This window comes from Bremerella cremea (genome assembly GCF_003335505.1).
Lineage (GTDB): Bacteria > Planctomycetota > Planctomycetia > Pirellulales > Pirellulaceae > Bremerella > Bremerella cremea_A.
The window spans coordinates 401,332-422,534 of the sequence record NZ_QPEX01000046.1 but is presented as its reverse complement, the minus strand read 5'-3'; the positions used below and the strand labels follow the sequence as shown (position 1 = coordinate 422,534).

Here is a 21,203-nt window from a genome sequence, read left to right as displayed (position 1 = left end):
GGATATTATAATTTCACCGAAACTGCATATTCTAAAGAGAGCCCCCGCCTACGAGGACGAAGCAATCGCCATAATTATCGCACTTTCCTCCAAAAACCCCACCCTCAGCGGATAATTTGCGGAATCATTGCAGTTGGTTCTGCCGATTGTGACGCATAGGAAGTATTTCGATCCATGGATGGTTCTAAAACCATTTCAAACCAGGTTCAGCCATTTTTGACCTGCGGTACTCCAATGAGCGAAATTTCAGCAAAAAAAAGCCAGGCCCCTCTGCATTGTAATCAGAGCGAAGATTTTTCGATGGCTGAGGCTCGGAAGACGATCGGTGATTTGTTTCAGCCGAAGCCCTGGGTCTATTGGACGGACTTTCTGCTGAGCTTCAGCGTGGCGATTGTTTGCTTTCGGCTGGTTCGTCAAAGCGAACTGTTCAGCTGGCAGCAGATCACTTGCTTTATTGTGAGCAGCTTGCTGTTCTATCGCTTGGCGATGTTTATTCACGAACTGGTTCATCTGCGAACCGGCACCATGAATGCTTTCCGCGTGACGTGGAACTTGTTGGTTGGTGTCCCGTTTTTGATGCCTTCGTTCGTCTATTACACCCACATGGATCATCACCGCCGCAAGCATTACGGCACCGACAAAGATGGCGAATACTTGCCGATCGAGCATGAAGGTCGCTGGCAGATCTTTGCCTTTTTGGCCGCTAGCTTCGTCGTGCCTTTTTTGGCGGTGTTTCGTTTTCTGGTGCTCACCCCGCTGACGTGGATTAGCCCTGCTTTTCGCGACTGGGCTTTGAAGCATGCCTCGTCGATGGTGATCGATCCGAAATACATCCGCCCGCTACCCACCAAAGACGCCATGCGAATCATTCGCATTCAAGAAGGTTTGTGCTTCTTGTGGTGCTTGGGGGTGCTGATTGGGACGCTAACCATTGGCAAGTATCCTTACCCGTTTTTGATCCAAGCGTACTGCACCGGCGTGTTTATCCTGACGATTAACGCTGTGCGAACGCTGGTCGCCCATCGCTGGCACAACCGTGAAGGAGAAATGACCTTCTTGGAGCAGTTGTTGGATTCGATCAACTTCCCCACCAAGATGTGGCTGACCGAACTGTGGGCTCCAATCGGAACGCGTTTCCATGCATTGCACCACATGTTCCCTTCGCTGCCGTACCATGCGATGCCGGAAGCGCACAAGCGATTGATGAAGGCCTTGCCGGATGGCTCGCCGTACCATCAAACCAACGAAGACTCGTTCACGCATGCGTTTGCCGATTTGTGGGTCCGCTGTGGGCAGAACCACGAAGAGAGCTTCTCCGGCGAATCGTCTCAGATAGATAGGGCTGATAACGAATCGGTCTCTAGCGAGATGGCCAACTCGGCCTAAGGAATTCAAATTCGTGTCCGATGATTCAGATCCCCGCGTTTTCTTCGCTGCCGAGCGAACCATGCTGGCTTGGTTGCGGACCGGGCTGGCCGTGATTGGCATCGGGTTTCTGGTCGCTCGATTTGGGCTCTTTCTGCGGATGTTGCGGCATCCTGGCGCCGATCTCTCGCCACCCCTTGCATCGTCCCTGATTGGTATCGGCTTTGTGTTGCTGGGGGCTACGCTGATTGGTATTTCTGCCTGGCAACACGCTCGCTTCATTCGAGCATTAACGTTCACCCAGTTGCCCCAAGCCTATAGCACCCGGTTTGCGATTGTGATCTCGGCGTTTGTCGCCTTGCTGGGAATGGCCTTGGCCGTTTATCTGCTGTTGAGCGTGTTTGAGGGAACCGCGCTCAATGGATTGAACGGCGCGGCTTCTTGACGATCGTCCCCATTCGCGGGCTGCTTTCGGCCTGAGTTTTTCGACGAGAAGCCAAAATCTTGCACGAACTAGCGATTTTCTTGCCGCGCTTTCCCCTCTACAAGCGGAGAAGATAGGTGCTGGCTTGTCTCGTTTGAACTATAGTAGAACCGACGATACCCCACGTTTCCTACCCCGAATATCTTGGTCAAAACAGGTTTTCCTTAATGACACCTTTTCGCTCGCTTTTTGCCCGCTTGGTGCTGTTTACGCTAATTACTATGATGCCGGCAACACTTCTCGCTGCCGATGCTCCGAAGCCAATCAAGGCCTTGCTCGTCACCGGCGGTTGTTGCCACGACTACACCACGCAGAAGAACTTGATCAAAGAAGGGCTCGAAGCGCGTGCCCACATCGAAGTGACCGTGGTGCAGCAAGGGGGCTCGACCACCGACACGAAGATTCCGCTTTACGAAGATCCGAACTGGGCCGACGGTTACGATATCGTCCTGCACGACGAGTGCTTTGCCGGCGTGAAAGACCCGGCATGGACCGAACGCGTGCTGAAGCCCCATCAACAAGGTTTGCCGGGCGTGGTGATTCACTGTGCGATGCACTGTTACCGCGACGGAACCGATCAGTGGTTTCGTTTCTGCGGGGTGACTTCGCACAAGCATGGAGCCCACTATCCGCATGCCGTCTATAACTACGACGCCAATCATCCGATCATGGCCGACTTCGGCCCGGCTTGGTACAACCCGCAAGGCGAGCTGTATCACATTGCCAAGGTGTGGGACACGGCGCATGTGCTGGGGGCTTCCAAAGAGCAGAACGATGGGACTGAACAGCCGTGTGTGTGGACCAATCAATATGGCGATGCCCGTATCTTCGGCACCACGCTGGGGCACCATAACGAAACGGTCGAAGACGACAAGTTCCTTTCGCTGCTCACCCGCGGCACACTGTGGGCGTGCGATAAGCTGAACGACGACTACCTGAAACCTTCTTCGGCCAGTACTGGTCCGCAGATGGTGCCAGAGAACCTGGCCCTCGATAAGCCTGCCAAGGCATCCAGCGAAGAAGAAGGCAAAAGCAATTTCGCCAAGCTGGCCGTCGACGGCAACAAGGCAACACGCTGGTGCGCCAGCAGCGGTAGCTATCCGCAGTGGCTGGAAGTCGACTTGGGCGAACCGAAAGAGCTACGCGGCGCACAGATCGATTGGGAATCGGCCAACGGCGTTTATCGTTTCACCCTCGACGGCAGCGCCGACGGGAAGAGTTGGAAAACCATTGTCGACCAAAGCGAGAACAACGGCAGTGACTACGACTTTGAATTCGTCGCTGGTGGCTTCCGCTACATTCGCGTCAACGCGTTAAGCAGCAAGCACGGAGGTTGGGCTTCGATTCGCGAGCTGCGGCTGCTTGGTACCGAAATGGTTACCGTCGACCCAATCGCGACGAAAGAAGAAAAGAACGCCGAAGACCTAGCGGAAGTGAAAATTCCGGACGGCTTCGAGAAGACCTACTTCGCTGGCCCACCGGCGGTGAACTATCCTGTTTTTGTGGCCGCTTCGCCCGAAGGGGACGTATACGTTTCGGTCGATAAAAACGGTTCGCTCGATCGCGAGCCACGACGCGGGGCCATTCATCGTCTTCGCGATACCGATGGCGACGGCAAAGCAGACGAAGTGAAATTATTCGTGCCCGATGTCGATTCGCCTCGTGGTTTGGTGTGGGATCGTGACCGCTTGTATGTGTTGCATCCGCCCCACCTGAGTGCGTTTATCGACGAAGATGGCGACGGCCGTAGCGATCGGCAAGAGATCTTAATCAAGAACCTGGCGTTCACCTTCAAAGACCGTCCGGCCGACCATACCTCGAACGGCGTGACCCTTGGCATCGATGGCTGGCTGTACCTGGCGATTGGCGACTTTGGCTTCATGGAAGCGGAAGGGGCCGATGGTCGCAAGCTGCAAATGCGTGGCGGCGGCGTGCTGCGAGTTCGTCCTGATGGATCGAACATGGAAGTCTATAGCTACGGCACACGTAACATCTTGGAAGTCGCCATCGATCCGCTGATGAACGGCTTCACTCGCGACAATACCAACGATGGTGGCGGCTGGGATATTCGCCTGCATCACTTCAGCGGGCTGGAAGATCACGGCTACCCTCGTTTGTACATGAACTTCAACGACGAAATCATCCAGCCGCTGGCCGACTACGGTGGTGGTTCCGGGTGTGGAACGTTGTACATGGACGAACCTGGCTTCCCCGAAGGCTTTGGCAATGCGTTGTACACGGCCGATTGGGGACGCAGTTGGATCTATCGCCATAACCCCACACGCAAAGGTGCCACCTTTGAAGCGAACCAGGAAGAGTTCCTCGGCATCCCGCGCGTGACCGACCTAGACGTCGACGCCGACAGCCACATTTACGCGGCGAGTTGGAAAGGTGCCACGTTCACTTACAACGGCGAAGACGTCGGCTACCTGGTGCGGGTTTCCCCCAAAGGTTACCAGGCCGAGCCAATGCCGAACCTCCGCGAAGCCGACAACGACACGCTGTTGCAGCTGCTACGCTCCGACAGCCACCGTCGTCGTCTGGGGGCGCAGCGCGAACTGTTAGCCCGTGGTCTCGATGACGAAACGATTGAAGAAATTCAGCAGTGGAACATTAAAGACCCCGACGTCATGGTTGCCGTTGTTTATCTGCTGATGCAAGCCCGAGGCTCGGCAGACCCGCTCAAGGTTCTCGCCTTCGGCGAATCGAGCGAACTAGCGAATAACCCAGATGTGCGTGCCAATGCGGTGCGAGCCCTGGCCGACATGATTGTGCTGAACCCAGACAATCAAGCGGCGGTCGAATTCTTCGAGTCGCGGGTTGAGAGCCTGTTTGGTTCCGACAATCCACGCCGTCAGATGGAAGCGATCATCGCTGTAGGCCGTAGCGGTAAGAAGGAGTTGGCTTCGCTGGTTTTGCCATCGCTCGATAGTGAAGACCCGGTCATTCGTCACACTGCTTATAAGGCGTTGGCCAAGTTGGAAGCGGCGGAAGCGTTGTTCACCGTGATCGACGACAGCCAGGCCAGCCCGCAACAGCGGCAGTTTGCCTTGTTCGCGTTGCAGCGAATTCACCAGCCGGAAGTGGTTGATGGTTTGATCGAACGCTTGAAGTCGGCGACCTCGACCGAGGCACGCCAAGGTTTGCTCTCGGCCCTCTGCCGCCTCTACAACATTGACGGGACCTGGAAAGGAAACAGTTGGGGAACTCGGCCAGATACGCGTGGCCCTTACTACCAGCCAGAGAAGTGGGAGCAATCCGACAAGATCGGTGCCGTGCTGAAAAAGACGCTCGCTTCGGCGGCCTCGGACGAATCGGCCTTTCTGCTGAAAGAGCTGCGTCGCAATCGCGTCGAACTCGACGGCACGCTGCAAATGGCTTTGGAAAAAGCAAAGAACGATCCTGCGTTCGCCGCTGGAGCAATCAGCCTGGTGGCCGAATCAAACGAACTGCCTCGCGATGCGATTGAACTGCTGACGAAGGCCGCGACCGCCAAAGAGACCAAGCCGGAAGTTCGTGCCCAGGCAGTCACTGCCCTGCTCCGAAGCACCGAGAAAGAGGTCGTTATCGCGGCTCTCACCGGGCTGGCCAAGCTGAACCAGGCCGATGGTAAAAGTGCGGAGTTCAAGGGTGCTCTTAATGCGTTCCGTGATAAGAACCAACTTAGCCGGCAAATCGGTATCATCGACGCGTTGGCCAAGGATACTTCGTCTCCGCTTGCGGTTTGGGGAGATGTTGGTTTGTTGACCCTGGCCGGGCAAGAAAAGCTTTCGCCGGAAGTTGCCAGCACCGTGAAAAGCTCGCTCGACGCCGGTTGGAACGACCCGGCCCGTCAGGTGGACTTGCTCAAAGCGGCGTTGATCCTCAACGATCGTAACTTCGATGAAAAGGTACTGGCCCTGAAAGATAGTTCCGACACCAGTGTCGCCCATGCCGCTGCCCACGTGGCCGCTGCTTGGAAGCTTAAAGCCAAAATGGATCAGCCCGCCGGTCCCAAGGTCGGCACGATCGATCCTGAAGAGGTGGTCAAGCTGGTGGTGGCAACGAAGGGAGATGCCGCGCGGGGCGAACCGCTATTTGCCAAGCTGACGTGTAACAAGTGTCACACCGTCGATCCGAAAGAAACGCCGCGTGGTCCTTACCTGCCTCAGGTCGCCAAGACCTACAAGCGAGATCAACTCACCGAGTCGATCGTCTTGCCGAGCAAGTCGCTGGCGCAAGGGTTTGTGACCAACATCTTCCAAATGGAAGACGGGCGACTTCTTTCCGGCTTCATCACCTTTGAAGGTCCCGATAAGATCGTCATTCGTGACAATCAAGGGAACGAGATCACGTTGAATCCCGACGAGATCGAAGGCCAGAAGAAAGACGAAGTCTCCGTCATGCCCATCGGCTTGGCGAACGAAGTCACCGTGCAAGAGCTGGCCGACTTGGTCACCTATCTGGAAAGCTTGGCTGCGAAGGCCGACACGAAGTAGATTGCTTCGTGGAAGTTTGCTTTCGGGATGGCTAACGGAGAATAGCCATCCCGTAGGTTGTTAGCGGGCCAAGGTTAAGCATCGGTCCGCGCGGCCTTTGGTGCGCAGGCCATTGTATCGCTAACGCGCTGAACGCCAGCGACGCCCTGAATCGCTTTAAGGATCGGTCGGCGCTGGTTTTCGTATTTAATGGTGCCGCTGACAATGACCGTGCCAGCGTTGACGCGGGCCATGATCTTCGCTTGCGACCCAACACCGGTCCGTTCTAGCGTGCGATTGACCAATTTCTGAAGGTCTTTGTCTGGGACTTGATTGCCAAACATGGGCGATTCCCTAAGAAGAAGAGCATGACGAACCGATAGAAATATCGGTCGTATGGGAGGGGAATCGACCGCACAGGCCGTCCGATGGAGAGTATTGAGGATGACCCAACCGTGCCGCCAGTCTAGCAGTGTTTAGGTACCTCACAGCGATAATTCCCCACGGATTACCAAAAAAGACTTAACAAGTCACTCCGATAGCGTTGCTGCCAACTGCCTGGGAAGCGGCTAATAGATCGTGGCAACAAACAACGTTTCAGGCCGGATATTGGCTGTGGATTCCCTAAACGGATACCATTTCGGTGGCCAGCGTGGGCAGGGACGAGCATAATAAATAAGGTTGGATCACCGCTGGGGTGTCATCGCCTGCACTGCGTAGGACTCTCAAAATGTTGCAATGGATTCGTGCATTCTTTGCTTCGCCGCCGGTCTGTCCGGTGAATGAGCAAGAGCGAGAATGGATCGACGACCGTTTCGCCTGGCTGATCGAAGAGTTCGGCATGGAGCGTCTCCGCCAAGGCATCACCGTGCTGCCGACCACGCAGTTCTTTCCGGGGCACTATCGAGCCACCGAGGACGAAATCCACCATTTGCTAGTGATCGTCGCCCAGCACATGGATGTCGACCCCGATTGTCTCTGGCTAAGCTATTACGGCGACGGCAATCAGGCCCGCAACAGCTTGGCCCGCGATAACTGGCAATCGACCAAGGGGCTTTATAGTGAAGTCGAAGAGAGTGGATTCTACCGCATTCAGCTGAATGTCGACGGCTTGAACGATCCGCTAGGTGTCGTTGCGACATTGGCTCACGAGATCGGGCACGTACGGCTGCTGGGGGAAGATCGCGTTTCACGGGAAGAACATGACCACGAACCATTGACCGACCTTTTAACGGTGTTCTTAGGCTTGGGGATCTGTACGGCCAACTCGGTGATTCAGGAAGGAAACTGGAACAATGGTGCGGCCAGCGGTTGGAGCATGTCGCGCTGCGGTTATCTTTCGATGAATATGTATGGCTATGCGCTCGGCTTGTATGCGTTGGCCCGCCGCGAGTGGAAGCCTGCCTGGCTCAAATATCTGCGTCCCGATGTCCGGCATGCTTGTCGGAATACGATCCGCTTGAAGCTGGCCGAAAAAGCCCTGTAGCGGACGCGACTTCTTTCCCGGAAACTTCTCGCTTGGCATTTCATTTGCGTTTGCAATGGCATGGTGTATGACTGCGCGCCAAGCTGGCCCGCGTTTATTGGCGTTAGGAGGACAAAAAGTCTTCGTGGCGTTCTCAGAGAAAACCGATCGGAATTCGAGAAAACCTCATGAGAAGAATCCCCGAACTCATTCCTTCCTTTCTTCTTTTCTTGCTCTTAACGGCGGCGACCGGCGACACGGCGATCGCCAACGAGAAGAGCACCAAGCAAGCTGAAAACTCGACCGATGCTTACTATGCTGTCGAGCAATTGAATCAAGGAGTCCCCACGGTTTCCGACCCGCCAGATCTCAGCACGCCCCTGGCCACGGTCGAAAACTTTCTTTTCGCCTGCCGGGACGAGAACTTTCAGCTTGCCGCACAGTCGCTGAACTTCGCGTTGATCCCCGAGAGCAAGCGAGGCCAAGCTGCCGAGTATGCTCGAAAGTTTTACTACGCCCTGAACCAGCGACTGTGGATCGACTTAGAAGACTTGCCCGATCGGCCTGATGGGCAAATGATCAACCGCTTGGGCAACGACAACCCGATGGCGGGCAAGCCACGTCGTAGTATTCGGCTCGGTAAAATCAGTATCGACGATTGGAAAGAGGTGCGAGTTCGGATCCAACGCGTCAAGAAGGGGGATAGCGAACCAGTCTGGTTGTTTTCCCCCCAGACCGTGGAAAAGATACCGGCCCTGTACGCCGCGTATGGCCCAAGTTGGATTGAACAATGGATTCCTGCTTGGGCGAAAGTCCGTCTTGTTGGTCGAGTTCCGCTGTGGGAATGGGTCGCGTTGTTCGTCTTTATCGTATTAGGAGTCGGCATCGGATACCTTACGCAGCATCTGATTGGCTATGCGATTCTGCATCGTCAGAATAAAGAGCGGATGTGGTTTGAACGCTTGATTAGTGCGTTGAGCTTGCCCCTAGTCTTCGCGAGTGCGGCGCTGGCCGTTTACCTTTTGAAAAAGACATTTCTCTCGCTTACCAGCCCTGTCAACATGTTTCTCGATCCGCTCATGCTGCTGATTGTGGTCGGGGCGATTGCCTGGCTCCTGCTGCGATGTTTGGATGTTGCCACCCAGTTCACCATGGAGAGATACGTCAACACGCTCGACGACGATGTCGATGGGGCGCAGCAAGGGCTGCTGACTAAAATCAGCGTGGCCCGCCGCTTGGTGACGGTCGTTGCGGCCTTTGTGGTGGTTGGCATCTTGCTGGTGCAGCTGAATATTTTCGATGCCGTTGGCTACGGCTTGTTGGCATCGGCGGGCGTTTCCACGGTTATCTTGGGGATCGCCGCTCAGCCGATCTTAGGCAATTTGTTGGCCGGGCTACAGATTGCCATGACGCAGCCGGTGCGGATTGGCGATAGCGTTTTGTTCGAAGGAAACTGGGGGCATGTGGAAGATATCAAATTCACCTATCTCACGATTCGTACGTGGGACAAGCGACGATTGATTGTTCCGCTGCAATATTTGATTTCGCAGCCGGTGGAAAACTGGACCAAGGTCAGTCCCGAGTTGACGCGTCCGATCAAGGTCTACGTCGATTACACCACCGACGTCGATCAGATTCGTGAAAAGTTCGAGCAGTTGGCCACCGAGCACGAACTGTGGGATGAACGGAGCGAGCCGACGGTACAAGTGACCGGTTGTTCGGAAGAGACCATGGAAATTCGCGCGCTCTGTCACGCTAAGAACCCTGGCGACGCATGGGACTTACACTGCGAGATGCGCGAGAAGCTAATCGCCTTTGTGCAGCAATTGGAAAGTGGCGATTATCTGCCCCGTGAACGCGTTCGGGTGGTCAACCAAGAAGAGGATAACCGTGTTGGCGCTCGCTAAAGGAAAGTGCTTGCCAACACAGCCAGAGATCGGATTACGGCTTGGTGGGCTGATCAGGTAGCGAGCTTGCGAGAAACGCATAAGCCGCTTCGCGCATCGCGGGCGGGAAGTCGTGCTCGACATCGGGGTGCAACACCTGAAGCGAATTCGGCTGGTCATACAGCAGATACACTTGCCGCGCGGCGGTGGCGACCTTGTCGACGCTTTCGTGGCGGAAATTGCTATCGCGAAGTGGAGCAATGACCAGCACCGGACGAGGAGCAATGGCCCCGAGCATTTCGTGAAAATCGAACGGAATTTCTGCCAGCCGCCCTTGGTAATCGCCAAGCTTGGCCATGTAACGAACCTGAGTCCAGCCTCGCCCTGGCTGCCACACTTCCGGCTTGCCATCGTAGTAATCGAGATACGAATCGAGCCCGCAACTGGTGACGACCGCCCCGATTCGCGGATCGAAAACCGCCGTGTAAACCGAGTTGTGTCCGCCCAAAGAGTGCCCGATTGCCGCGTAGTTGCCATGCTTCACGTAGGGGAGCGTTTCCAGCAGATCGAGCCCCCGCATGTTGTCCCACACTGCTTTAATCGTGCCACTTTCCCAGCCTAGCTTTTCCAAGTCAGGCTGGTACTTGGCCAACAGCGGATAGTTGGGGGCGAGCGTGACCCAGCCACGTTCGGCCAGTTCGCCAGCGTAATTTCGATTCGGTCGCCCCAGGCCGACAACGGTTCCGTGCCCGATAACGTTGTCGGTACCATGCAAACAAAGGGCGGCATGAACCGGCAACGCGTCGTTTTCTAGCACGACTTTCGGCACGCACAGATAGGCCGGTACCCGTGAGCCTGGTTCCGCTTGATAGCTGATCAGCCGCCGCACGTATTGGCCACAGTCAACCTCTTCATGCACTTGCACGTCGAGCGGGCAACGTTTCTCGTCCCCGGGCAGCTTCCCCATGATCGACTGCATGCCAGCCAGTATTTCGGCCCGCCGCTGTTGCCAGTCTGCTTGTGACTCAACAGGACGTAGCTGATTCGCTGCGTCGCGATAGACTAACAGGTTCTCACGCGGCAATCGCTTGGGGGCCGTTACGTCCTGGGCAACGGCAATTGAAGAAAAGCAGATCACGAGAACGAAAGAAAGCAGCAAACCAATTCGCATGGCAAAAACTCGGCAGGCTAGTCAGGCGGGCTTGAGAAGACGTGGTGCTATTTTAGCGAGTGTTGCCCTGCCCTGCCCCATAAAAAAAGCCGCACAGGTGACTATGCGGCGGAGTGGCTGCGACAACTTGGTCGCGTTTTATGGAGAATCAGGCGTTGGGCTTGCGGCCGCCGGTTTTTCGTCATTGCCGAGCGTTTTCTCTTCTGGTTTGGTTGGTGGCAGCTTGTCGTCGGAAGGCATCGGAGGGCGTGGCCCTCGTTCGCCGCGCATGCCAGGGCCTCTCCCTTCAGGACCGCGCCCATCCCCCCGTCGGTTGTCGCGATCCCACGGCGGTGGCCCAGGTGGACGGTTGCCGACGAAGCGGCGACCGTTCTCTTCGCGATAACGCTTCCGCAGTTCGAAATTGAATCGTTCCGGCGGGAAGCCTGCGAGTTCCGCTTTGTCTTTCTCGGGCAATTCGGCGTAGAACTTTTTAAGATCCTCGTCGTCGACACGCGTGCGAAACTGCGAAACGATGGCGGCTCGCATCAACTGCACCAATAAGCTTTGCTGGCGATCTGGCTCGCTTTCGAGCTTCTTCCGAGTTTTTTCACCGAGGTGTGACTTGAGTTCTTCAAAGTCGCTTTCGCTGGGCATGATATCGGGGATGCCAGGCACGCCGTACATATTCACCCACAAGTCATAAACCTTGCGGTTTGGAGAAAGCGATTTCTCGGCTAGGCGAGAACGCAACCACGGTTTGTGTTCGTACAGTTTCTCTTCGTAAGCGAGAATGCGGTCTCTATCTTTGACCAGCCAATCGTCGACAATCCACTGGTGAATATCATCCAGTTCTTCGTGCTTCACGTCGGTCATGATGTTTTTCATCAGCGCGAAGAAGCGACCTCGTTCTTGTTCGTCCAGCAGACTTTTGATTTTGGCTATCCGCTCTTGGGCTGGCAGTTCTTGCAGTTCTTGGCGTTGGCCAGAGTTGATTGTTTTTAGCCAGTCGTAATAACGGTGCATTAACTCGCGCAGCTCCGGGCCATCGGGCCGCTGTTCGAGCTCCGCGTTCAGGTTAAGCAGCCGCTCGCGTTCGGCGGTGGGCAGACGTTCGAAGCGTTCTAGCTTGTTGCGCAGCGATAATTTGTCGGCGTCCGACATCGCGGCGATCCGCGCGGCCCGCTCTGATTCGGACTCTTGCGCATGACCGACTAGTGTGGTCAGTAGAACCAGCGTGACGAAACCGGCCAGGATCGCGCTACGATTCATCGTCGTTCTCCCCGGTGAACAGCCCTTCCGACTTGAGGGCTTCTAAGAACTCGATGTCTTCAATCAGCTGTAGCTCGTCGACGCTTTCGATTACGGTTAGGTTTTCAACGAGAATGCGGTCGGGGCGGTTTAATTGCCACTGAGTGATCAGATATCCCACGACCACCAAAGCGACCATCCCCAACACCAGACCGAGCTTGCGTGCTTTGTCGGTACGGCGCTGGCTGGCTTCAAACTCTTGCACCTCTTGAGCGGCTTGGACGGTGATCATCTCGACCGTTGTGCGGACAAACTTTTCGTCGTCCAGGTCGGCCTTGGGAAGCGAATCGAGCATGTCCCACGTGCGATCGAGTTCGACAAGCCGTAGCCGGAATGCATCGTCGTCGGCCAGGCGCGTTTCGACCATCGACCTTTCCTGATCGGAAAGCTCGTTATCGAGATAGGCGGCCAACAGCTCGTCGGTCTCGGTTTGTTCGTCAGGTTGTGCAGTGGGATCGATCATGGCTACGTCGCTTGATGAAAAAGGCGATCCAATAGGAATGGACTCTTGCTCATTCTTAAGGAACGATTCCTTCCTGCAGGTAAGGTGCTAAGGCTTCTTTCAGGTTTGCTCGGGCGCGGGATAACAACGACTTGATGGCCTGAACCGACATGCCCATGGTTTCGGCAATGTCGTTATAGCTCATCTCCTCGAATTTCGAGAGCAACACGGCCATCCTCTGTCGCTCGTTCAGCGACTGGACGGCTTGCCGAACGATACTCCCCATTTCTGTCTTATCGAGTTGGCGGGTTGGCATGAGCCCGCTGGCCGCTGTGGCCATACGTTCCAACGGATCGGCAGGCTGGGAACCTGATTGATCGGGGGAATTGGTGATTTGAACTTCTTTGCGTCGGGCCAGGCTCCGCCGGGCGTTGCTGGCCACATTGTTGACAATCGTAAAGAGCCACGTCGAGAAACGAGACCCTGGGATGTACGTCTTCCGCGAACGATAAACACGCATGAAGACATCTTGGGCCAAGTCCTCGGCCAAATCTCGTTTACCGACCAGGTGTTCCAGAACCGTAACCACTCGGCGTTGGTATCGCAGCATCAACTCCTCGAACGCTGCGGCATCGTCATCGCGCACCAACAGCATCAGCCGGACATCAGGGTCCTGCAGTTCGTATTTCCGAGCAGTCGATTCCGAAATCGACAAAGCATCTTCTCCGCGATCCGACAATTACTTACCAGGCTGCCAAGGCCTTTCGGTTGCACAACTAAAATGCAGTCTAGGGACTCGCGTCGGCAAAAACTAGCGGCCCGCCCCTCTATGGCTGTAGCCGCCGCAGTCACCAAAACGCTGGCTCTTGTGCTGCGGCAACGACATGCTGGGGCAACCTAAATAGAAACCCCACGGAAACAAATAGGTTTCTCTGACCGAGAAGGCACGCAGCAATTCGCAGGCGATCGCTTCGCAGTCACATTGGGTGGTGCATTGGTCGGATTGGACCGGTATCCCAGTGGATGGATTTAATTAGCAAGCCAATCATTGGTAAGTCATTTTTTTGGCACGCCTGTTGCATATATACCTAGCATCCTAACGGAAACGATGACAGGGTCGGAACAGAGAAGAGGATCCTGGATAACAGGGGCCGGTAATAAGAAGAGGCACACCGGTTTTTGGCCTTAATCCTTTAGAGGCATTGGGTTAAGGTCGCTCCGAAAGGATGATAAGAGGCAAGTGTTGGAAGGATCTCCCCCTTCCATCCCGAATAGAACAGGCGAGTTCATTTCTCAAAAATGACTCGCCTGTTTTATTTTGCGCGTAGCGAAATGCAACACTGTGCTATTTTGCTACGCTCCGAGTGGGGGGTCATCTGCTGCGAATCGCGATACCAAACCGAAAAAATGAAAATGACTGAAAAAAACAATCGGTTGGAAAGCAGCAATAAACTTCGCGTTTCATGCGGAATATAGAGATAACGGGGCTTCACTTTTCGCATTGCGGAAAAAAGTGATAGAAATCCCGCCGAATCGGAAAATCCGCTGAGTACATTCAAAGTACCACATCGTTTATCCAGGTGAGTTACGACATTGTAGCAATGTCTCGTCAGAAGAGTAACTCGCAATGGACACCCATTTCGTAGGAATTTGCGAAAACGCACCCTGCGAAGCTTTTCGTAGTCCATGATCGAAACAGAAAAGGCATTCCTTATGTTGCGATGGCAATTATCTCCCGTCACTCTCATTCCTACTTTCTTAGGCATGGTGTGTGTTTTGACCTCTGGGGCATTCGCCACAGCGGCGGATTACGGGATCCCTCAGGTTGCCACCATCAACGAGAAGATCCGCCAGGGCTGGGAAGACTATGGTATCTCCCCTTCTCCAGAAGAAATGGACACCGTTTGGGCTCGCCGCCTGTTTTTGGACGTTTTGGGGCGGGTACCTTCGGTTGATGAATTGAGCGAATTCTCGCGTGATCGCTCTCGCGATAAAAAGAAAAACCTCGTTGATCGCCTGCTGTTCGACGAGAAGTATACCGAAGAGTATGCCCGCAATTGGACCACCGTTTGGACGAATGTGCTGATCGGTCGCAATGGCGGAACCGCTAACAACTCGCAAATCAGCCGCGCCGGCATGCAGAAGTATTTGCGAGATACGTTCGCCCGCAACACGCATTACGACAAAATGGTCGAGGAACTTGTCAGTGCCACTGGGGCCAATACCCCCGGCATGCCAGGTTTCAACGGTGCGGTCAACTTCTATATGGATAAGCTGGACGAAGACGGTGTTCAGGCGACCGCCAAGACGGCTCAGATCTTCCTAGGGCTTCAAGTGCAATGCACGCAGTGCCATAACCACCCGTTTAACGAGTGGAAGCAAGAGAAGTTCTGGAATATGAACGCCTTCTTCCGGCAAACGCGGGCCATGCGTGGGCAAATGCCTGGCAATGCCAACAACGGCATGCGGGCCATGACGCTGAACAATGTCGACTTCATGGGCGAAGGTCGCAACATCGACAACGCCGAAATCTATTACGAACTTCGCAACGGTTTGCTGAAGGTTGCTTACCCCGAATTTCTCGATGGCCAGAAGATTCCGACCAGCGGCCGTATTTCGCAAGTCAATCGTCGTGATGAACTAGCCAAGTTTATTGTCGGGTCAGACAACTTGCAGGAAGCGATCGTGAATCGCTACTGGGGCCATTTCCTCGGCTATGGCTTTACCAAGCCGGTCGACGACATGGGCCCGCATAATCGTCCGACCCATCCCGAACTGCTGACCTATCTCGGGCAAGAGCTCCGCGAAAACAGCTTCGACCTGAAACAGTTGATTCGCTGGATCACGCTAAGCGAAGCCTACAGCTTGTCGAGCAAGATTACCAAGGGGAATGCCCTCGATGATCCCACCGTCGGCGAGCCACCTAAGTTCAGCCATTTTTATCTGCGTCAGATGCAGGCCGAACAATTGTACGAATCGTTGCTCATCGCGACCCAGGCCCACAAAACCCGGGGCAACTACGAAGAGCAAGAAAAGAAGAAGAGCGAATGGATGCAGCAGTTCGTCACCGCTTTCGGAACCGACGAAGGGGACGAAGCGACGACGTTCAACGGCACCATTCCGCAGGCTTTGATGATGTTTAACGGTGATCTGGTGATGGATGCGGTGAGCACCAAGCCAGGCAGCTTCATCTACACAATGGCCGCCGAAGGCCAAGATGGAAAAGAAGCGATCAATCACCTCTACATGGCCACGATCGCGCGTCGACCAACCCGTAAAGAGGTCGATGCCGCGAACTACTTGATTGGTATTCATAAGGGAGACACCGCCAAGGCATTGCAAGATGTTTTCTGGGCCCTTTTGAATAGCAACGAGTTCATCCTGAATCACTAAGCGTGTCGACCGAACTCAATACCAGTTATCACCACGAACACTGGCCCGAGTCGTCGGGCACCTAAGATACAAAGGAACTTATCGATGAGCTTTCTCCCTGAAGGTATGACCCGACGTCACTTCATGTCTCACTTGGCGGGGGCTTCCGCGATGGTTGCTCCATCGTTGATGATGGGCAACGCCATTCAAGCCAACGCACAAGAGCTGAAGAAGCAGGGCAAAAGCTGCATCATGCTTTGGATGGGTGGCGGCCCAAGCACGATGGACTTGTGGGACTTGAAGCCCGGCATGAACACCGGTGGGCCGTTCCGTCCGATCAGCACCAAGGGGGACATGCAGATCAGCGAACATCTGCCGAAAGTTGCTCAGGTCATGGACGAACTTTCGATCGTTCGTTCGATGAGCACCCGGGAAGCAGATCATGGTCGTGGTCGCTACTACATGCACACCGGCTATGTTCCGAACCCTAACATCGAGCATCCTAGCTACGGTTCGGTGATTGCTCATGAAATGGCGACCGAACGTAGCGACCTAGAAATTCCGCCGTTCGTTTCGGTGGGTGGTGGTAGCGTCGGGCCTGGCTTCCTCGGCATGTCTTGGGCTCCGTTTACCGTCAGCAGCAACGGCCAAGTGCGTAACCTGGGCGGCCTAAAAAACTGGGGCAACGATACGTTGACCAGTCGTTTGGGCATGTTGCAAATGATCGAAAGTGGTTTCGTCAGCCAAAATCGCGGTCCAGCTGCCGTGGATCATGCCAAGATCCTCGACAAGACCGTCAAGCTGATGAAGAGCGAACAAATGAAGGCCTTCCGCGTCAACGAAGAGCCGGAACAGATGAAGGAACTGTACGGCAACGATAGCTTCGGCCGTGGTTGCTTGCTGGCTCGCCGCTTGGTGGAAGCTGGCGTTCCTTTTGTCGAAGTTGACCTGGGTGGCTGGGACAACCATCAAAACATCTTCACTACCCTTTCCGACAACAAACTGCCGGTCCTCGACCGCGCCATGAGTGCCCTCGTGACCGACCTCAAGCAGCGTGGCTTGTTGGAAAGCACCACGATTGTGTGGATGGGCGAATTTAGCCGAACACCTCGCATCAACGGCAACACTGGTCGCGATCACTGGGCTCGTAGTTGGAGCACGGTGGTTGGTGGTGGCGGTATCAAGGGTGGTTTAGCCATCGGCGAAACCAGCTCGGACGGTACCGCAGTCGAAACCGAACCGTACAGCTCGGAAGACTTGATGGCCACCGTGATTCGCGCCATGGGCATCTCGCTCGATACCACCTTCACCAGCAAGAGTGGTCGTCCGATGAAGATTGCCAACGGCGGGAAGTTGATCAAAGATCTGATCGCATAAAAATGCGAAAAAGATTTGTCGGGTGGGAATAACTTTCTCGTGTACTTACGAAACTACTAATAGCAAATAAAAGTAATCCCCCAGGAAACTTACTCCTCCGGGATAAAAGCCTGATCGCCAGTAAAAGCAATCAGGAATACAGACCAACGAAGCGCGACGGTCGAAAGCCCCTGGTTACCTCGTGGTAATAAAGACTTTCGGCCGTGTTTCGTTTCTTGACACTTGTTTCTGTGTCGCGGGTGAAAGCGGGAGATGTTCTCTCTTCTGTAACTACCGCCAGACTATTTCTCTGATACGCGAGTGTTACCAGCAATCGTCATAATGTCAGAAGAACTTAGTCGATAGTTTGTTAGGAACTCTTTCTCAGTAAGAAGGAGTGCGAAACAGCGTTCTCCTGCTAAAATCTGCCGCGACGTGCCCCAAGAAATTCGTTGCAGCAACAGATGACTAGCCATTATCCAATTGATCATGGAATACCGGCTACGTGGCCAATCTATTCAGCTCGCTGTTAGGGATACGACCAGATTTTCGGTCGCGGCATGCTTGCCACCAATGCTTCAAACGAAGTAGCTGAATCCGCGGTACGGTCAGAGGATAGTGCGTCATGCGGCCAACCTTGGCGATGCGTGTCATCCAGCGGCGTTTCGCTTCGAACGAGCCTGGCCCCATGTCGAGCGACTTGTCACCTCGGGTAAAACTATCGCGGATCAGCATCGCGGTGAGCACCGTGCCGAGGCCGTGGGCCCGGCCTTCGGGAGCGTCCCCTCTGCGAAGGCCAAAGACACGGCCATTGGCGACGTAGTTGTAGCAGAAGCCTGCTGGTTGATGCTCGAAATACAGAATCGCCAGATCAAGCATGCCTAGTTCGGCCGCTGCGATGTGGCAGTCTTTGATGTACGAACGAATCGTGCGATGCGAGATCGTGGTACCAGTGGTGGAATGCCCTTGCCAACTTAGTTCGGCGATATTCATGGCCTCGTGGAACAGATCCCACCGTGGATCATCGTCGCCGGCCTGTTTGCCTAGCGGACGATAACGTTCGAAGTTAATACGTTGCGTTTTCTCGTATCGCCTAAGGTTACGACGAATATCCGAGCGCAACTTAGGACTGCGCGAACGCAGGTAGTCGTCCCAGTTTCCCTCGAAATCGATGAGGGTGGTTTCGTCCCAGATGCCTTCATGGGCCGTGTAGCCGGCATCTTGCATAGCGCCGGCGGTCAAGTGGTGTTCGAGGTCTTCTTCATCCAGCCAACGAAAGTCGAGCATATCCCAGTCGCGGGGCGTCTCTTGCAAGTGCCGAAGTGCCCGATACAAGGTTTGGCGTGGTTCTGCTGCCAGCACGCTAAAGTGAGAGCCCCAGTCCGACAAGGGATAAGTCAGAACGCGAACTTTTCCCAAGCGGGTTGGCTCGTTCACGACGACCAGCGGGACTACGCCTACTAACCGCTCGTCTTCCAAGACCAGCAATACACGCAGTTTTTTGTCTTCGCGGAAATGCTTCCAGTAGATCAGCAGCCACTCAAGCGTCTGAAAGAAGGTCGCGTCCTTCGTGGCTTCCCACAATCGCTGCCAATTGCCGCGGACGTGGGAAAGGTCCTCCGGCTCATTTATTTCCAAAACACGTAACATGACAAGCGTCTGTTCCGAGAGAAGTATAGGGCGGGTTGGGGCGACCCCAAGTGCGCGAAACTTGGGAATATTAAACCCTATGTTGGATCTAGCAGCTTAGCCGAAAATTGCTTGCCCATTTACCACTTCAGCGGTGGGGCTATTTGCTAAGGTCGCTATAACCGTCAAGAACGGAAAGAGCCCGGCAACGCGAGGTTACCGGGCTCTTGAAGGGAATTGGTTTAGCAAAAGGGGAAAACCAAGCGAGATGCCTAGGGCTGCCCTGACTTATCACCCGGCAAAATTGGCGAATCCGGGAACAAGGGCGGTCGCACTTGCTCAGGCATTGGCTCGTCAGGTGTGTTCTCGAGCGTTGCTTCTTCAATCGGCATCTCTTCCGAGTCGCCAGTCGCCGCTTCCTGCTCAACCATCTGTTCTTCTACGGTTGCCGACTCGGTTTGGACCTCCTCAACGGTTGCGGCCATCGGATCACGAGGGCTTTCCGTTTCGGCCAGAGGTTGTTTGCGAACCTCTTGCGTAGGCTGAGTTTGAGCCGTTTTCGTCTTGGTGGCAGCTTCCTTACTCTTCTCGCTGGCAATTGGCTTTGCCAAGATATCGGTCGCCATGTCAACGGCTCCCTTGGCGTCAGGGTAAGACTGGTAAAGCGAATGAATTCGGCGGAAAATCTCGCGTCCTTCTTGCTCTTGGCCGGTCAAGATCATGTCTTCGGCTTGGCTTACGTAGTCGTTAATCGTTACGGACAAAACCTTATCGACCCCTTTGCGAAGTCGCAGACCTTGCAAACGTTGGATTTCCCGTTGAGCGATCAATCGGTAAGGACGGTTCTCTGGGGTTTCCGGAAGTTCCTGAACCATCTTGTCGAACTGGTACCAAGCACCTAAATGGTTGCCGTTGGCTTCCAAGGCCCGAGCCCCAGCCAAGTGCTGTTCGGCAGGGTTGTCGAACTCGCGTTTAGTCAGGCTGTTTTGCAGGCGTGATTCCGCCCGAGCCATTTGGATCATGTCGATATCGCTTTGAGCTTTCGCGGCGTACGGGCTATCGGGATAGCGATCGATTAGCGGCTGCAGATACTTCTCTTCCGCCAGGCGCCAGTTTAAGCTCTCGCGCGAGTCGACCAGTGGGGTGGCTCGTTCGTAAAGCTGCTCGTCCGACAAAGGACGAAGGGCGAACACGACCAAGCCAATCACCACGATCAAGGCCAGGCCCAGCAAGATTCGGCTGTTAAACAGGGTGCTTGGCTCGTAATAGCGTGGCTTGTGCATCAGCTTTTCGGCTTCTGTTCGGTCGATACCGATATCGATGATGCTTTCTCGTCCGTTGTTGCCTGCTAACGCATGTTCGATGGCACTCATTCCACGTGCGACCGCTTCTTGCGATTCCTGCAGGCCAGCGGCAACGGCATCGATGTCTGCCGGACGACGGTCAGGCAACACTTCGATCATCCGCATCACAACGCGGTCGAGCCAGACTGGACAGTCAAGTTCCAGTGAAGCGGGGCGTTCAGGTTGCTTCCAACGCTCTTCGCCGCTTGCGAGCGGGTCGAAAGGAAGCTTGCCGGTGATCATCTCGTACAGCACGCAGCCAAGCGAGAAGATATCGCTGGCGTCGTCGACATACTGCGGATCTTCAAATTGCTCGGGCGAAAGGTACTGCTGGCGGTCCTTCGGGAACAACAGCAGCGACGATCGTCGCCACCGCGGATCGGCCCAGAAGCTAGTGATTTGCACCTTGAGCGGCTTACGCGGATCGGTCAGGCCGTCGCCGGATAGCAAGATGTGGGCTGGCCGCACATCAAGATGGTGAATGTTCAGATGATGGGCGGCACTTAGGGCACCGCAAACCTGCAGACCGATCTCGACCACCGTTTCCCACGGAAGCGGACCATGTTGCTTGAGGTATTGCTGTAGGCTAATGCCGTCGACGTAGTCGAGCGCGAAAAACGGAATCCCTTGATCGATCCCGGCACCATGGTACCGCACGATGTTGGGATGGTTCATCTTCATTAGCTGTCGGCTCCGCTTTTCCAAGCGGCGACGAGCTCGTGGATTTTCGGCATAGCGTTCTGGCAAGATACAGACAACTGCCTGACGCTTTTGTTTCAAATGAAAGCCATGAAACACGTGGCTGTTTTGGTCGTTCCCGAGACGGTTCTCAAGGGCAAACGGACCCAATTTAGATAACTCTGTCATCGATCGGTCCCTCAAATCGGTATGGCTAGCGAGGGTTTCGCCAATTGTTTTGACGCGCGCTATGGTTGGTTCGTTC

The 21,203-nt window shown here is 54.9% G+C and carries 14 protein-coding genes; 7 read left to right on the top strand and 7 right to left on the bottom strand.

The annotated features are described in order from the left end of the window. The first annotated feature begins 300 nt into the window (after positions 1-300). From DTL42_RS25485 to DTL42_RS25475, 3 genes are all read left to right on the top strand, one after another. Positions 301-1,386 (top strand): fatty acid desaturase family protein, encoded by a 1,086-nt coding sequence (locus DTL42_RS25485; RefSeq protein ID WP_234824363.1) that lies wholly within the window; start codon positions 301-303, stop codon positions 1,384-1,386. A gap of 13 nt (positions 1,387-1,399) precedes the next feature. Further along, the gene (locus DTL42_RS25480) at positions 1,400-1,810 is read left to right on the top strand and encodes a YidH family protein (RefSeq protein ID WP_114373680.1); all 411 of its coding nucleotides are present in this window, start codon (positions 1,400-1,402) and stop codon (positions 1,808-1,810) included. Between the two features lie 206 nt (positions 1,811-2,016). Continuing rightward, entirely contained in the window at positions 2,017-6,327 is a 4,311-nt protein-coding gene (locus DTL42_RS25475) for a DUF7133 domain-containing protein (RefSeq protein WP_114373677.1), read from the top strand. 74 nt (positions 6,328-6,401) lie between these two features. Here DTL42_RS25475 and DTL42_RS25470 read toward each other — a convergent pair whose 3' ends face one another. Further along, positions 6,402-6,650: a BON domain-containing protein gene (locus DTL42_RS25470; protein WP_114373674.1), complete on the bottom strand. Its 249-nt coding sequence runs from the start codon at positions 6,648-6,650 to the stop codon at positions 6,402-6,404. Between the two features lie 386 nt (positions 6,651-7,036). On the opposite strand from DTL42_RS25470, the gene DTL42_RS25465 reads away from it, so the two are divergent. Both DTL42_RS25465 and DTL42_RS25460 read left to right on the top strand, forming a co-directional pair. Then, positions 7,037-7,792, top strand: a complete 756-nt coding sequence (locus DTL42_RS25465; RefSeq protein WP_114373671.1) for a hypothetical protein — start codon at positions 7,037-7,039, stop codon at positions 7,790-7,792. A 167-nt stretch (positions 7,793-7,959) separates the two neighbouring features. After that, a complete protein-coding gene (locus tag DTL42_RS25460; protein WP_114373668.1) occupies positions 7,960-9,678 on the top strand; it encodes a mechanosensitive ion channel family protein in 1,719 nt (572 codons plus the stop codon). 34 nt (positions 9,679-9,712) lie between these two features. Here DTL42_RS25460 and DTL42_RS25455 read toward each other — a convergent pair whose 3' ends face one another. The 4 genes from DTL42_RS25455 to DTL42_RS25440 form a co-directional block, all read right to left on the bottom strand. After that, the gene (locus tag DTL42_RS25455; RefSeq protein WP_234824362.1) at positions 9,713-10,828 is read right to left on the bottom strand and encodes an alpha/beta hydrolase family protein; all 1,116 of its coding nucleotides are present in this window, start codon (positions 10,826-10,828) and stop codon (positions 9,713-9,715) included. 138 nt (positions 10,829-10,966) lie between these two features. Beyond that, a complete protein-coding gene (locus tag DTL42_RS25450; RefSeq protein WP_114373664.1) occupies positions 10,967-12,079 on the bottom strand; it encodes a hypothetical protein in 1,113 nt (370 codons plus the stop codon). After that, positions 12,069-12,581 (bottom strand): anti-sigma factor, encoded by a 513-nt coding sequence (locus DTL42_RS25445; RefSeq protein ID WP_114373661.1) that lies wholly within the window; start codon positions 12,579-12,581, stop codon positions 12,069-12,071. The genes DTL42_RS25450 and DTL42_RS25445 overlap by 11 nt, the downstream gene beginning before the upstream one ends. A 55-nt stretch (positions 12,582-12,636) precedes the next feature. After that, positions 12,637-13,299 carry an RNA polymerase sigma factor gene (locus DTL42_RS25440; RefSeq protein WP_234824361.1) on the bottom strand — a complete coding sequence of 221 codons (663 nt, stop codon included), beginning with the start codon at positions 13,297-13,299 and terminating at the stop codon, positions 12,637-12,639. Between the two features lie 974 nt (positions 13,300-14,273). Here DTL42_RS25440 and DTL42_RS25435 point away from each other — a divergent pair. Together DTL42_RS25435 and DTL42_RS25430 are read left to right on the top strand one after the other, a co-directional pair. After that, positions 14,274-15,953, top strand: coding sequence for a DUF1549 and DUF1553 domain-containing protein (locus DTL42_RS25435; protein WP_234824360.1), 1,680 nt, complete (start codon positions 14,274-14,276; stop codon positions 15,951-15,953). 84 nt (positions 15,954-16,037) lie between these two features. After that, a complete protein-coding gene (locus DTL42_RS25430) occupies positions 16,038-17,309 on the top strand; it encodes a DUF1501 domain-containing protein (RefSeq protein WP_234824359.1) in 1,272 nt (423 codons plus the stop codon). Positions 17,310-17,789: 480 nt separating this feature from the next. Here the strand turns inward: DTL42_RS25430 and DTL42_RS25425 are convergent, their stop codons facing one another. Then, the gene (locus DTL42_RS25425) at positions 17,790-18,938 is read right to left on the bottom strand and encodes a GNAT family N-acetyltransferase (protein WP_114373658.1); all 1,149 of its coding nucleotides are present in this window, start codon (positions 18,936-18,938) and stop codon (positions 17,790-17,792) included. 251 nt (positions 18,939-19,189) lie between these two features. Next, positions 19,190-21,127, bottom strand: a complete 1,938-nt coding sequence (locus DTL42_RS25420; protein WP_114373655.1) for a protein kinase domain-containing protein — start codon at positions 21,125-21,127, stop codon at positions 19,190-19,192. Between the last annotated feature and the right edge of the window lie 76 nt (positions 21,128-21,203).